The 14139-nt window shown below is 58.6% G+C and carries 10 protein-coding genes; all 10 read right to left on the minus strand.

Annotated elements, in window-relative coordinates; translation table 11 throughout:
- Positions 1-795: SDR family NAD(P)-dependent oxidoreductase (locus tag ABYM29_RS11890; protein WP_372864986.1), on the minus strand; the 795-nt coding region annotated here is incomplete at its 3' end.
- A 26-nt stretch (positions 796-821) separates the two neighbouring features.
- Positions 822-2357, minus strand: coding sequence for a flavin-containing monooxygenase (locus tag ABYM29_RS11895; RefSeq protein WP_372864987.1), 1536 nt, complete (start codon positions 2355-2357; stop codon positions 822-824).
- The gene (locus ABYM29_RS11900) at positions 2354-3352 is read right to left on the minus strand and encodes an alpha/beta fold hydrolase (protein ID WP_372864988.1); all 999 of its coding nucleotides are present in this window, start codon (positions 3350-3352) and stop codon (positions 2354-2356) included. Before ABYM29_RS11900 ends, ABYM29_RS11895 begins: the two co-directional genes overlap by 4 nt.
- Entirely contained in the window at positions 3349-4203 is an 855-nt protein-coding gene (locus ABYM29_RS11905) for a metal-dependent hydrolase (RefSeq protein WP_372864989.1), read from the minus strand. Before ABYM29_RS11905 ends, ABYM29_RS11900 begins: the two co-directional genes overlap by 4 nt.
- Before the next feature lie 119 nt (positions 4204-4322).
- Positions 4323-5003, minus strand: coding sequence for an START domain-containing protein (locus ABYM29_RS11910; RefSeq protein WP_372864990.1), 681 nt, complete (start codon positions 5001-5003; stop codon positions 4323-4325).
- A gap of 56 nt (positions 5004-5059) precedes the next feature.
- Positions 5060-7534: a TonB-dependent receptor gene (locus ABYM29_RS11915; RefSeq protein WP_372864991.1), complete on the minus strand. Its 2475-nt coding sequence runs from the start codon at positions 7532-7534 to the stop codon at positions 5060-5062.
- Between the two features lie 450 nt (positions 7535-7984).
- The gene (locus tag ABYM29_RS11920) at positions 7985-8905 is read right to left on the minus strand and encodes a metal-dependent hydrolase (protein ID WP_372864992.1); all 921 of its coding nucleotides are present in this window, start codon (positions 8903-8905) and stop codon (positions 7985-7987) included.
- 41 nt (positions 8906-8946) lie between these two features.
- Entirely contained in the window at positions 8947-10719 is a 1773-nt protein-coding gene (locus tag ABYM29_RS11925; protein WP_372864993.1) for an SDR family oxidoreductase, read from the minus strand.
- Entirely contained in the window at positions 10716-11606 is an 891-nt protein-coding gene (locus ABYM29_RS11930) for a M24 family metallopeptidase (protein WP_372864994.1), read from the minus strand. Before ABYM29_RS11930 ends, ABYM29_RS11925 begins: the two co-directional genes overlap by 4 nt.
- Positions 11607-11793: 187 nt before the next feature.
- The coding region (locus ABYM29_RS11935) for a TonB-dependent receptor (RefSeq protein WP_372864995.1) at positions 11794-14139 on the minus strand (2346 nt) is incomplete at its 5' end.

Consider the following 14139-nt stretch of genomic DNA (forward strand, 5'->3'; position numbering starts at 1 on the left):
AAATGGTGCCAGCAAGCGGTCGTAGCTGGCTGGGAAAAACCGCTGAAAGAGATCCAAAAACTTCGCATCCATACCGATCAGCAAGCGGCGACGGCGACGCTGTACCGCGCCGAGAATACTCGCCGCAGCCTGCTCGGGAGTAGTGCGGGCGACCTTGTCGAAGCTTGCCGCGGTCGCCTCTAGATCTCTGGCCTTACCCTGTAAATCGTGAAAGTGACGACCGTTGCGGGCAATATTGGTTTTAATGCCGCCAGGATGCACTGTCAGCACTCGCACACCGCTGTCCTTTAGGTCCTGGCGCAGCGACTCAGAATAACCGCGCACCGCAAACTTGGCCGCGTTGTAGGCCGACTGCGACGGTATCGACATCAAGCCAAACAAACTGGACAGATTGACAATACAGCCCCCCTGTTTCAGCAGGTGGGGCAGAAACGCCTCACAACCATTGACCACACCCCAGAAATTAATATTCATCAGCCATTCGAAATGCTCGCGCGGCTGCTCCCCTGCGTGACAGCTCAGCGATACCCCGGCATTGTTAATAATGGCGTCTACTCTGCCGAAGTGCTTAACAATCTCTGCCGCCCAATCCTCCACTGCGGAGCGGTCGGCCACATCTACACGGGTCAGCAGCAGCTGCTCCTCCACGGCCAGCTCACGCAGTGCCTGTAACTGGCCCTCGGAGATATCCGACGCCGCCACACCGTAGCCCTCTCGCAACAACTGTTTTACCAGTGCCAGGCCAATACCCGAGGCAGCGCCAGTGACGGCGTAAACTTCTTTGTTATGCGACATAACATCTATCCTTAAGCGTTTTGCGATTAGCCTACTGACACCGACTCGTTTAACTCGGCCACCGCTTGCTCTTCCTCGGCCTGAATTAAACGGTAATCCCCTAGGGAGAAATGGCGGGTCATCAGACGGTAGCGCCAGGAAAATCCGGGCCACAAAGTAGAATTGCGACCATCCTCGGTGAGATACCAGCTGTTACAGCCCGAGGTCCAGGTGGTGCCCTGAAACATTTTCTGAATGCGTTCATTAAAGGCGCGATGCACCTCGGGGCTCACATCCAGACTGCTGCCGGGGCGTTTACGAAGCTGCTGCAAATATTGCAAGACGTAGCGGATTTGCGACTCGATATAAAAGATCACCGACGTATTACCCGGACCGGTGTTCGGCCCCATCAGGTAGAGCATGTTCGGATAACCCGACACGGTGATTCCCTTATAGGCTTCGGCCGCGACCGACCAGTCATCTGCCAGCAAGCGACCGTTGATACCGCGAATGGGCATCGGCGCGCCAGCCACTGGCACCTTAAAGCCGGTGGCCAAGACTACGGCGTCGACCTCGCGGCGCTCACCATCGCGACTATAAATTGCCGTCTCATCCATCCGTGCAACGCCGTCGGCGATCACCTCAACGTTCGACTTACACAGGGCCGGATAGTAATCATCCGACAGCAGTACACGCTTACAGCCCATGGAATAGTTGGGCGTCAGCTTGCTGCGCAGCGCCGGATCTTTAACAACACTGCGCAGGTAGCTGCGCCCCGCCCACTCGCCAATGCGGGTAAATACGCTATCCCAGATAAACGCTGGCAGCACGCTCTCCATCTTGATGTACTGCAAGCGACGAATCAGCTTCTGCAATATCGGCCAACGCTTAAAACGCAGTTGCTCTGTGGCGCGCAATTCACGGTCGTGCTTGGGCAACACCCAGGGCGGCGTCCGCTGAAACACGGTCAACTCAGCCACTTTCGGCTGAATCGACGGAATCACTTGTATCGCACTGGCACCGGTACCCACTACCGCGACACGCTTGCCGCGCAGTTCGTAATCGGTCTGCCATTCAGCGGTGTGCATCACCTTGCCTTTAAAGCGATCCATGCCATCGATATTGGGGTACTGCGGAACATTGAGCGCCCCGATGGCCATTACCAAGGCACGGGCGCGCTGCACCTCACCGCCAGCCAGCTCGATGTGCCACTCACCGCTTCGCTCACAGTAATTCGCGGCCGTGACTTGGCTAGAAAAACGAATCTTGCGGCGCAACAGGTATTTATCGGCGCAGTGGCGCAGATAGCGATGGATTTCCTGTTGCGGGCTGAACAGCCGCCCCCAGTTTGGGTTGGGCTCGAAAGAAAAAGAATACAGGTGCGAGGGCACATCACAGGCCGCGCCCGGATAGAGATTATCTCGCCACACTCCCCCCACATCTTCAGCTTGTTCAAAAATACGGTAGTTATCTATGCCGCTTTTCTGCAGCTGGATAGCCAAACCGATGCCACCAAATCCGGCACCAACTATTGCCACATCGAGAACGCCCGCCTGCTGGCGGCTATTATTGTCTGTATTCATACTGAATATTCCGTTTTGCTGATCCAAAAATCGCGCAACAACCGCGCTGTCTCCGCCGGTTCCTCAAGCATCGGCAAATGGCCAACCCCTGGCATAACCATCACCTGACAGTCGGCAATCCGCTCGGCAAAGACATCGCTGCAACTGGGGTCCAAAACTCGATCGCTATCTCCCCACAACACAAAGGTAGGGGCCTGAATATCGACAAGACGCTGCCAGGTATCCTGTAGCGAGGCCACCAAATGACCAAACAGGTAGTGATTAACCGGGTGGCGATGACACATCTCCCCGGCCATTACCCAAGACAGGCCCATGCCCAGCAAGCGGTGACGACGGTGCAGGCAGATCTGAAATACCATCGCCGCGTCGCCACGCCGCTGCGGCGCTAAGTAATTGCGGCCCGCCGCCACGCCACTTTCCAATACACTCATGCGTCGGCCCGGGGCTCCGGCGGCGTTCATCAGGCATACCGCGCTGACGCAATCCGGGTGGCGAGCCGCCAGTTGCGCGGCAATCGCTCCGCCCATCGAGCTTCCGGCGACAAATACCGGACCACAGTTCAGGGTCTGGATAAGAGCCGCCAAGCGATCCACCTGAGCACCCAGGGCATAGTCGGCGCCAAAGCGGAACTCACTGCCGCCGAAACCGGGCAAATCGGGCACTAGCAAGCGAAACTGGCTGGCCAAATGGGGCGCAATAAACGCCCAATTCTCTCGACTGGCGCCAAACCCGTGCAACAACAACAAGGTTGGACCGCTGAGGTTACCGCCCTGCCAATAGCTCAGCTGGTGGTCATCGATGCGCACACTGGCACTGCGCATGCCGGCCTGCAGGCTCATCAGCGGCTGCAGCCGGCGCCACAAGGAGTGGCGCAGCGGCCGCCAGGCCTGCAGTGCAGCGGCGTCATAGCGGGCCAGCGGGCCCGCCAAAAACTGCTGATGCATCTGGTCTAGCATCGCACCAGCGTCCGCCTGCGCAGACAGCGGCGCATTCACGCGCCCGCTCCCGCCAGCTTCTCGTAAGACTCTACTTCGCTCACCAACTCATCAACGCCGTCGAGGAAGCGGCGATTGTCGTGGTCCCAGGGGTGGAAACTGGGCTTAAAGAAATCCAGCCAATCGGGGATAACCCGTCGCAACATGCCTGGCGAACCCCACAGGAAGTTCATCGTACCCAACCAGCCCGTCAGGCTGAAAAGCTTACCTTCGCGAGCCACCATGCCGATGTGAATGGGAATGACCATCACCCAAAACACCATGGTCGCCAAGAGCAGGGCTAAACAGCGACGGAAGTACGCGATGGGGCCACGGCCAACCGTTTGTTCATAGACATCAAACGCCACCGCCTTGTGCTCGGTTTCCTCCAGCGCATGCCAGCGCCACATCGCAGAAAAACGCGGCTCCGAACCCGCCAGAGAGCGCGGCTCTTTCAGCAGGGAATCGGCCAGAATCGCCGTCAGGTGTTCTAGGGCAATGGTAATGGCCAGCTGACCCGCGCGACTTTCCACCTTGCGGGTAAAATTCAGCAGCCCGAGAATGATCCGCGAATTGCGCGCCGCCGGCATGCCGCGCTTCTCCAGCGCATCGTTATACTCTTCGTGCTCGCGACCGTGCATGGCCTCCTGACCGATAAAAGCGCGCACCGCCTCCTTCAGCTCAGGGTCTTTAACCTCGTCGCGATAGGCGCGAACACTGTCGATAAAAAATCGCTCGCCATCGGGGAAAAACAGCGACATGGCATTGAAAAAATGGCTGACATGTACACCTTTGCCATGCCAATCACCGACCCGCTCCTCGGGAAGGTGAAACTCTAGATTACGGCGTACTGGCATCACTTCTGTTTTCATAGTCCGATCCCTCAACTGAGTCATTAATCTATGTTACATCTTATGGTGTTATATTTAACGTTACATCGTTTAATGTCAAATTAACTTTCGCTAATAAACGCTGAACTGAAACTTCACTACTAAAAAGGATTGAAATTCCGATATTCCGGCCGCGCTACCACCTCTCGAAGCCGCTTCAGCGTCTCATAGGGGTTGTCGACAATCAGGCTATTGACCAGGCTGGCAGGCAGCGCTCCGCCCGGGTCCAAGTGCAACTGAAAGATCACCGCAGTGCGATTGTCAGCCTGAGGGCTCAGCTCAAAATACCCCTTAAGCGCCGGCACCCGCTTGGCCCCTTCTGCCTCGGGAATCAGCGCGCGCTTGGCGGCCGGCAACTGCTGCTCATCAAAACTCTGCAAGCTGATGCGCGTCACCCGGGTATCGGCGTCCTGACTGATCTGATTGCGCAGCAGCAACACGCGGTCAGCCGCCGGCCAGGGAAAGTCATTGACCAGATACTGATAGCGATCCAGCAATGACGGCTTGTACAGCAGCTGCGCCTCGCGACAGTTATGCATCCAGCTGACGAAGGCCGCCGTATCGTCCAACACCGCCATCAACTGGTTAATCTCCGCGTCAATCACCGTTTCACCGCGAAATTCCCGAACCGCAGACCCGTCCACCGCCCGGGTATACACGGCAATCCCCGCCTTATTTTTTTCCTCGCGCCACTCACTGGGCTCAGCGTAGCCCGCCCCAGCAAACACCAGCGCAAGCCAAAATACCGAGCACTGCTTTAACAACACAGCTAACAGCTTCATCTGCCTCTCCTTATTGCTTATTGGCAAAAGCGACGCCCCCGGCGCCGCGTCAAACATCACATACGGTAGGTAAACTGCAGGGCAACTGAGCGCGGCGCCTCAATGAAACCGGTATGCCCGGTGGTGCCGAATAAGGTTTTTGCCAGTGGCGTGTCCGCGGCGTACACCACGATGACTTCATCGGTGAGATTTTTGCCGATCAGCGCCACCTCCCAGCTGTGGTCTATCGCACCCAGACCCAAGCGGCCATTCACTTTGTAGAAGCCGTCCTGCTCAACGCGGGGGTCGAGGTTGCTAGAGGGGTTGTATTTATCGGTGAAGATCACATCCAGTGAGGCACCAATGCCCAGGGTCGAACTAATCGGGCGCATATAACCCAGGATAAAGGTCCCCGACCAGTCGGCCACATACTGGTTAGACATACCGCTGTAATCGCAGTCGCGGCCGTTGGCCGCATTCGGCTCCTGGTCTTGTCGGCACTGACCGTTCTTAAAGTCTTTAAACTCAAAATCCAGCAGCGCCAGGGCACCCCCCAGGGTCAGATAGTCGGTAACCTGCCAGCGACCGTCCATTTCAATACCCATGGTCACGGCTTCCTCCGCATTACCTACCTGGAAGCCGATCGTACCGTCGAAAATACTGATCTGCAGATTGCTGTACTCGGTATAAAACGCCGCCACATTCAATTCTGCGGCGCCATCCAGCAGGCCGGTCTTCAAGCCCAACTCATAGCTGACCGCCTCTTCTTCGTCATATTCGAAGGTACCTACTAACACCGTTTGATTAGCGACAACCGCATTGGGGTTGCGGAAAGTGAGCTCGTCGTCAGGTGTCGCGTTGGAGCGCGCATCAAAGCCGCCGGCCTTGAAGCCCTTGGTCGCCGTAAAGTAGGCCATTCCCTCGTCGGAATAGTCCCACTGCACATTCACCAGCGGGGAAAACTGGGTCTCGCTGCGCTCGCCCTTGAGGTTGTGCCGCTCCATCCCAAAAGTGATCGCAGCTACCGTATCCACCTCACCCATCGGCAGCTCATTGCCCTCGAGGTCGGTAATGGTCAGATGGCGACTGCCTCGTTTGTTCTCATAGGTATAGCGGCCGCCCAATGTCAGGCGCAGGGTATCGGCAACATTGATGGTTGACTGCAAAAATGCCGAGGCAATTTTTGACTTACTGGTAAATTCACGCGGCCCTTTAATATCTGCAATCGCATTACCGGCATCGCCAAAACCCAGCACCTCATAGGGGTCGGCAGCCAAGCCCAGCGGATCGAGGTCACCCCGCGCACCGCCTTCGATAAAGTCAGCTGCATTCAATAACTCGACCACTAAGTTCGAGTCCTGAACCAGTTCGTCGTGAAAGTTAAGATCGTTCTGCTGAAAATACAGGCCGGCGATATAATCGATTGTTTCACCACCGGGCGACACCCAGCGAAACTCTTGGCTCAGCTGCTGGTAATCTTCCTGCATGACGAACTTAAACAGCTCCGCCGCCGTCGCATCACAGTCGCAGAGGTCGTCGTACTCATACTTGAGCAAGCCAGTAATCGCGCTGAACTCGTGACCCTCCGGACTGACCCAGCTCATTTTGAGCGTGAGGTTATTGGTGTCGTTATTGCTGTAATTACCGTTGGACGAAGTCTTGTAGTCTTGATAGTTATTGCGCACCGACTCGTCGGTATCGACATCCAGGAACGGCGGATAGTAGCTGCGATCCAGAATTTCCGCCTGGGTGCGGCCAGCCAAAATGGGGTTGGAGGACGTGGAAGGCTCGTCGTTAATCACCTCGCCGTGGCGACCCACGGTGTCGAACTTGCCCTTCTCAAATTTCAGCTCGGCGCGCAGTTGGTCAGTAACATCCCACACCCCTTTCACACGGAAGGTCGCCTGGTCGTACTGCGGCCCCGTGGTGCCCATATTGAGATCTTCCATGTAGCCGCCAAATTCGCGCAGGCGGGCAGCAAATCGCAAACCGAAGGTATCGGTAACCGGACCCGACACCATCAAGTCAACCACCTTCTCGTCAAACTCGGGCTCATATAGCGCTGAAAACAGACCCTCTATCTCCTCCCCAGGGGAGGCGGTAATAATGTTCAGCGCGCCGGCAATACTGTTCTTACCCTGCAGAATATTCTGTGGGCCGCGCAGCACTTCTACCCGCTCCAAGTCCAAAAATGGCGCCCTGGCGAGCTGTGCACGGCCGTAATGAATGCCATCGACATACATCCCCACCGACTGCTCAAAGCCTTGGTTCATACCGGTGCCGATACCGCGCACATAAATATCTGTGCTGATACCGCTCTCGGTCACCGTCAAGTTCGGCACGTAAGCCTGCAGGTCTTCCATGCGGTTGATGCCCGCCTCCATCATCTTGTCGCCGCCAATGGCGCTGACCGACACAGGAACATCTTGCAGACTCTGAGCGCGATGCTGGGCAGTAACCACCACCTCTTCAAGCTTTGCCGCCCACCCAGCAACCGGAATGACGCAGGTAAGTGCCAGACCACCCACGCGAAATATGCTAGAACTACCCATTACAACACACCCTATTATGTAACATTATTTAATGAAACATAAAGGGATGTCTTGTTATTGTCAATACCAGCGCCACAATTTCGCGTAACGCCGATGGAAAAAGCTGACCCAGTTAGCACAATGTCAGATACGTCCTACAAACCGTCCGCAGACAGCCCCCCGCCGCATCAGCGCGGATACGTGCGGCCTCAACCACGGACACTTAGCCTATCGCCTGCCCTCCAACAAAACTCACGGAGAGCATCCCGAGAGGCCGGCAGATAAACGCCGAGCAAGGCCGCCACAGGCAGGCCGAAAATGCGCGGAAAAGCGCTACCAACTCAAGCCGCTGCCTCAGCGCGCTATAGCGCTGGGCAGCAGCTCTCGCCCAGGGAAAACGCCCCGCATGCAGGCGCCGCTAACGCGTCCACACAGCAGCGATCGCCCGACAATCCCGCGCTGAACAAGGAATCAGACCGACTCAGCCCGCAAAGTGGCCGGCGACGATGCCAAGTAGAGCAGGGCCGGCTCGGTATCGGCTTCATCGGTCGGGTGGTAGCCCGGTCGCAAATAGCGCAGCGCCTGCCACAACAGCCAACCCACCGACGGTATAAAGCCCGCAGCCGCCGCCCGACGCCACTCGCGCCAGATCCAGGGGCGCCACACACTGGGGTGATAACTGCGCAGCTGCGGATCCTGACGCATCATATATGCCGCGCCGCTGTTCCAAATAAACAGCATCACCGGCACCACCAGCATAATAAGCAACATATCGAGCAGGTAACGCAGCGGTGCAGGCAATCGGCACAAATGGCGATAGAGATCGAAGGCCACGCAGCGATGCTCCACCTCCTCCGCCCCGTGCCAGCGCAGCAGGTCCACCATATTGGCGTCGGCGCCCGCGGCCTCCCAGGCAGAGTTTTCCAACGCGAACTTACCCATCACACAGGTAAAATGTTCGATCGCCGCAATCGCCCCCAAGCGCAGCACCAACCACGGGCGCTGCAAAAACTCGGGCAGCGACACGCCCCAGGGGCTGTCGCCCAAGGGCTTGTCAAACAACCACTGCACACGCCGGATATGGCCGGAGGTCTCAATACCGCTTGCCTGCAGATACTCAACCGTTGCACTGTCGTGGGCCCGGGCGTGCATCGCCTCCTGACCGACAAAACCCTTGACGTCCTCGCTCAGCTTATCGTCGGTAATCAGCGGCCGCGCGCGATTGAACACCTTGCAAAACCAGAACTCACCGGCCGGGAGAATCAGGTTAATCTCATTAACCAGGTGACTGGCGGAGGCGTCGCCGGGAATCCAGTGCAACGGTGTCTGACTCCAGTCAAACTGTACTTTGCGCTGCGCCAAATCGTGCGTCGTTGACGAGTGCGTTGTCATAATGCTCATCCCCAATTTTGTTAGCTAAAGATTCAGTTCACTTACGGCGTCGCGTCGATACGTGCCAGACGGCGGCCGATACCCGGTGTCAGTCGTGAGATCCAACGTATCAGATGCACCTCAAGACCCACTCGCACCTCCGGCAGGTTTTTCTCCACCGCTCTGCGCACCCCGGCAGAAACCGCCTGTGGCCCCAAATTGCGCAGCGCATACAGTTGTTGCACCGCCGCCTGGCGGCGCGCCTGCTCGCCGTCGCCAGTGCCGACAAAACGGGTACGGGTGACAATGCCGGTATTCACCACGCCGGGATACACCGCGCTAACGCCAATACCCTGGTCGGCCAGTTCCGCGCGCAGGCACTCGCTAAACATTTGCACTGCGGCTTTGGTGGTGGCATAGGCCGGGGTACTGCGGGTGGGAAAGAAGGCCAAACCCGAGGACGTATTGACGATATGGCCAGGCTTATTGGCGGCGACCATCTGCGCAGCAAACAGGCGAGCGCCGTGAATGGGCCCCCAGAGATTCACCTTGAGAATGCGCTCCCAGTCCTCCACCGAAGTCTCCAGCACTGGGCCCGCCATACCAATGCCGGCATTGTTGACCACAATATCGGCCACGCCCCAGCGCTGCTGGACCTCGGCAGCGAAAGCTTCCATTGCTTCGCTGCTACCCACATCGACGGCTTGTGAATCCGCCTCAGCACCGAGCAGGCGCGCCAACTCGGCGGTGCGCGCCGCGGCCTCGGCATTGATATCCACCGCAATCACGGCGGCGCCCCGCTCGGCGAAGTCCAGCACGCTCTCGCGACCAATACCCGAGCCGGCACCGGTCACCACCACCAGTTTACCGGCGTAGGGTTTGTCGGACTTTTTAACTGCGGCCAAGCGCGCGCGACGCAGCTCAACCCCCTCTTCCCCCCCCTCTTGGAAGGCAACAAACTCGCGAATACAGGCCGCGACCCGCCGCGGGTGACTGAGGGGCGCCCAGTGACCGGCAACGATATCGCGGCGCCACAGCTTCGGAGCCCACTGAGGCAAATCGTCGAAGATCTCGCGCCGCATAAAGCGCTCGCGACTGGGTACTAACAACTGCACCGGCACCTCGGTGCGACGCTGCCTGGGAGCGTATATCCGCGGAAAAAAATTGGCCCGGTAAAGCTTGATACCGTGCACGCCATCGCGGCTCTGGCTGGCGCTGCGCACCGCCGGCACGCCCTCCAGCCAGGCCAATAGGTGCGGCCAGAGACGCCCCAAACCCAGGCGCCACAGCAAGGGTGCCACTAACGGCAGGTGAAACAGCAATACGTACCAGGAGCACAGATACTGGCCCAGCGCCGGCTTTACGTTGGCGAGGGTCGGCCGACTCAGGCGGCGGCGCAACCAGTGGCCGGCGTGATCCAGGCAGGGTCCGGAAATACTGGTATAGGAGGCAATGCGCTGCTGAAAATCGGGGTCAGTCACCGATTCCCAGCTTTGCAGCGAGCCCCAGTCGTGGGCCACCAAATGGAATGTGCGATGTGGACACACCGCATCGGTGACGGCTTTCAGGTCCGCCGCCAACAGCTCAAGCCGATAGTCAGAAGTGCGCTTGGGGATATCGGAGTCACCGGCGCCGCGCACGTCGTAGCTCACCACGTGATAATCGCTCACCAAGTCCTCGGCGACGCCCTGCCAGACACTGCTGTTATCGGGGTAGCCGTGCACCAGTACTACCGTGGGCTTACTGGCGTCGCCGCGACAGCTTACAGCCAAATTGACACCGCCCGACTGCACGCGCAGCCGCCGCACATCGCTTGCCGACATCACTGCATTCATGCTGCCACCTCCGGACTCTCGCTACGGGCGGGCCACAGTCCGCGCTCTGCCCAGCGGCGCACATGGGGTACATTGTCGTCCAGCCAGTAGGCATCGTCCTCGGTCACCACCAGCAGCTCCTCCCACTTGGCACCAACGCCACGAAAACCCAAATGTGGCTCAACCGCCCACAGCCCCGGTGTTGGCGCGTGCTCGGAGCCGCGGCCACTGTTCCACAGTGGCGACCAGCCCTGACGCCGGCCCTGCCAGCGGCTGCGCTGCAACGCCATCACGCTGCGCAACCCAAAACGCATCACGCTGGCGTGGCTGGATTTGCCATCGTCTTGCAACGGTTCTACTCGATGGGCCAACACCTGAAAGGGATAGGCCTTGTGACGCGGCTCATAACCGTGACGGGCACACAAGGCATCGACCTCGCGACTCACCTCAGCCAGCGGCCGCCGCGCCTTCACTTGCGCCACGATCAGCTGCCGGTACTCCAGCAGATCGTCCATCAGCTGATCGAGTACCTTGTTTTCACCCACCACAGCGCTGTAACCAATATCGGCGGTATAGCCTTTAACGGATGGCGCGCAGTCGAGAATGAAAGGCATGCCCTCTTCCAGTCGCCGGCTGCCGGGAAAGAACGCCAGGTTGTAGCCCGCCATATGCTTAAGGCCAGTAAAGCCGGTAAAGGCGGTGCGATCGCCAAACCAGGCAAAGGGCTGGTGCAGGCAGTCGTCGGCGCCGTTATCGACCAAAAACTCCTTCATACGCCGCGCGACCTGATTTTCGGTCATGCCCGGGCGCATATCTGCGGCAATGGTTTCGGCACATCGGTAAGCCAGTTGCTGAACCTCGCGGAAGCGCTGCAGATCGCTCTCTGCCAAGTCTGACTGTTTGCTCATGTTAATGGTCCTCGTAGAGTGCGCTGCGCGCACCGCGGTTGAGATAGGCAATTAGGTGCGCACAGCACCCACTGCGATTTAATCGATCTAAAACGCGACGCCCCGGCACATCGCGCCGCTTGTTCAGCGCCTTGATCAAGCATGCCGGCGCCGCGCACCGCAGCTCCCCTTGCGGTGGGACGGAACATCACCAGCGATAGCTAAACTGCATGGCCACGCTGCGCGGCGCACCCACCCCGCCGGTATGCGTAGTCGCGCCAAAAATACGCTTGCTCAAGGGCGTATCCACTGCGTAAGCAATAACCACTTCGTCGGTCAGATTCTTACCCACCAGCGACAACTCCCAATGCCGGTCAATGGCGCCAACACCGAGGCGGCCATTGACCATAACAAAGCCCTCCTGATCCACAATCGGGTCTAGGTTGGATGAGGGGTTGTAGTCGTCGGTAAATACCGCATCGACTGAAACGCCCATGCCCAGCGTGTTACTGATTGGCCGCAGATAGCCCAGTATCAACGTGCCGGACCAGTCGGCGACGTACTGATTGCTGCGCCCGGTATAGTCGCAGTGGACACCATCACCGGCGTTGGGCGCCTCGTCCTGCCGGCACTGACCATTGGTAAAATCGGTGAACTCAAAATCCATCACCGACAGCGCGCCGCCCAGGGTCAGGTAATCGGTAAGCTGCCAGCGGCCGTCGAGCTCAATACCCTGAGTCACCGCCTCTTTGGCATTGCCCACCTTGAAACCGACCACGCCGTCGAAGATGCTCACCTGCAAGTTGCTGTACTCGGTGTAAAACACCGCGATGTTCAGCTCTGCCGCGCCGTCCAGCAGGCCGGTCTTCACACCCAGCTCGTAACTCAGCGCCTCCTCTTCGTCATACTCGAAGGTGCCCAGCAGCACCGTGCGATTGGGCACCGTGGCACCGGGGTTGATCGGCGTCAGCTCGGCCTCGGGAGTGGCATTGGAGCGCGCATCAAAACCACCGGCCTTGACCCCTTTGGTCGCGGTGAAATAGGCCATACCGTCACCGGAGAAGTCCCACTGCGCATTGACCAGCGGCGAGAAATGCCGCTCGGTGCGCTCGCCTTTGAGGTCGTGGCGTTCGGCGCCAAACATCACAGCCGCCACCGTGTCGGTCTCGCTGATGGGCAGCAGCTCGCCGGCCAGGTCGGTGAACACCAGCCGGCGACTGGCCTCTTTATGCTCGTAGGTGTAGCGTCCACCCAGGGTCAGGCGGAAGGTATCCGACGCATTCCAGGTCGATTGCAAAAAGGCGGAAGCAATATTGGTGGTGCTGATAAAGTCCCGCGGCGCCTTGATATTGGCCACCGCGTTGCCAGCATCGCCAATGCCCAGCACCTCTTCCGGTGAACCGCCCAAAGGGTTGGGGTCAATATCGCCGCGCGCGCCCATGTCTTGCGCGTCAGCGGCATTGAGCAGCTGTACCACCACCGGCGAGTCCTGAATCAGCTCGTCGAAAAAGTGCAGCTCATTGCGCTGGACGTAGAGCCCGCCAATAAACTCCAGCTCTTCAGCCGCCGGCGACAGCCAGCGCAGTTCCTGGCTGTACTGGTCGTAGTCTTCCGCCAACGCCAGCTTGAACAGCGGCGCGCCGGTGGCATCGCAGTCGCAAAGCTCGTCGTACTCGTAGGCCATATAACCGGTGATAGCGGTAAACTGATGGCCCGCCTCGTTAAACCAGTCCACGTTGAAGGTGATATTACGGGTGTCGTTAAAACTGTAATCGCCGTTAGAGGAACGCTGATAATCTTGGTAGTTATTGGCCACCGAGTCATGACTGTCGACATCGACCAGTGGCGGCAAATACGTGCGATCGAGAATTTCCGCCTCGGTGCGGCCGGTGAAAATTTGCGTGTCGGAGGTGGATGGCAAGTCGCTGATAATCTCCCCGCGCCGACCGATGGCATCGAAGGAACCAGTCTCTAATTTAAGACTGACCAGCATATTGTCAGTGGCCTGCCAGGCAAATTTCAGCCGGTAGGTCTCCTCGTCCAGCTGGGGCTCTTTCTGATCCAGAGTCAGGTTGGTCATATAGCCGTCGTATTCACGCAGCCGCGCCGCAAAGCGCACGCCCAGTGTGTCAGTGACCGGCCCCGACAACACCAAGTCAAATACCTGCTCGCCAAATTCCGGCTCGTACAATACCGAGAGCAACCCCTCAAACTCTTCGGCAGGGTTGGCGGTGATCAGGTTTACCGCGCCGGCAATGCTGTTCTTACCCTGCAGGATATTCTGTGGGCCGCGCAGCACTTCCGCCCGTGCCAGATCCAAAAACGGCGCTCGCGCCAGCTGCGCGCGGCCGTAGTGAATGCCGTCCACGTACATGCCCACGCTCTGCTCAAAGCCCTGATTCATGCCGGTGCCGATACCGCGAATATAGATGTCGGTGCTAATGCCGCTCTCGGTAACGGTAAGGTTGGGTACGTAGGCCGTCAGGTCTTCCAGCCGGTTGATGCCCGCCTCCATCATCTTGCCGCCGTCAATGGCACTCACTGACACCGGCAC

Origin of the sequence: Spongiibacter sp. (genome assembly GCF_041602295.1) — a bacterium.
GTDB lineage: Bacteria > Pseudomonadota > Gammaproteobacteria > Pseudomonadales > Spongiibacteraceae > Spongiibacter.